Source organism: Mesorhizobium sp. M4A.F.Ca.ET.050.02.1.1, from assembly GCF_003997725.1.
Classification (GTDB): Bacteria; Pseudomonadota; Alphaproteobacteria; order Rhizobiales; family Rhizobiaceae; genus Mesorhizobium.
Genome location: NZ_RZSG01001176.1, coordinates 1 through 1,293 on the forward strand (window position 1 = coordinate 1; position 1,293 = coordinate 1,293).

The following is a 1,293-nucleotide window of genomic DNA, read 5'->3' on the forward strand; positions in this document are numbered from 1 at the left end:
GTCCAAAGCGCCCGATTCGGACAAAGCGGAAGATGGCGGACCTTCGACGGTCGAGCAATATCTGGTCAAGGACCCTGAACGCTTCGCGTTGAACATGGCGCGTATGATCGAGCAGGCCGGCAAGGCGGCTTCCGCCTGGGCCGAGCCGCGCGAGAAGGGGGAGGTGCGCGACCATGTCGCCGAGCCGGTGGTCGACATGGTCAAGACCTTCTCTAAGCTCAGCGAATACTGGCTCTCCGATCCGCAGCGCGCGTTGGAAGCGCAGACGCGGCTCTTCGCCGGCTACATGACGGTGTGGGCAAACGCCATCCAGCGCGTCAGCCCGAATGCCGAGGCGCCGGACGACGCCGTCAAGCCCGAACGCGGCGACAAGCGCTTCCAGGACCCGGAATGGGGCCGCAACGCCTTCTTCGATTTCCTCAAGCAGGCCTATCTCGTCACCTCGCGCTGGGCAGGCGATCTGGTCGAGCATGCCGAGGGGCTCGACGAGCACACCCGCCACAAGGCCAGCTTCTACGTCAAGCAGGTGTCGAACGCGATCGCGCCGTCGAACTTCATCCTGACCAATCCGGAGCTGTTTCGCGAGACCGTCGCGTCCAATGGCGAGAATCTGGTACGCGGCATGAAGATGCTGGCCGAGGACATCGCCGCCGGCAAGGGCGACCTGAAGCTCAGGCAGGCCGACTACTCGCCCTTCGAGATCGGCAAGAACGTAGCGACGACGCCCGGCAAGGTGGTCGGCCGCAGCGACGTCGCCGAGATCATCCAATACGATCCGGCGACCGAGACAGTGCTCAAGCGCCCCTTGCTGATCTGCCCGCCATGGATCAACAAGTTCTATATCCTCGATCTCAACCCACAGAAATCCTTCATCCGCTGGGCGATCGAGCAAGGCCATACCGTCTTCGTCATCTCCTGGATCAATCCGGACGAGCGCCACGGCTCCAAGGGTTGGGAAGCCTATATCCGCGAAGGCCTGCAATTCGGCCTCGACATGGTCGAGAAGGCCACCGGCGAGAAGGAAGTCAACGCCATCGGCTACTGCGTCGGCGGCACGCTGCTGGCGGCGGCCCTGGCGCTGCTGGCGCAGGAAGGCGACAACCGCATCAAATCGGCGACCTTCTTCACCACGCAGGTCGACTTCACCCATGCCGGCGACCTGAAAGTGTTCGTCGACGAGGATCAGGTGGCGGCGGTCGAGCGCTCGATGAACGAGAAGGGCTATCTCGACGGCACCAAGATGGCGACCGCCTTCAACATGCTGCGCTCGGGCGACCTTATCTGGCCCTATGT

1 protein-coding gene is annotated in these 1,293 nt (G+C 63.2%); it reads left to right on the forward strand.

The window, feature by feature from the left end; all coding sequences use genetic code 11:
• Positions 1–1,293 (forward strand): class I poly(R)-hydroxyalkanoic acid synthase (locus EOA33_RS36090; protein WP_281033594.1); only part of this gene is annotated, 1,293 nt, incomplete at both ends.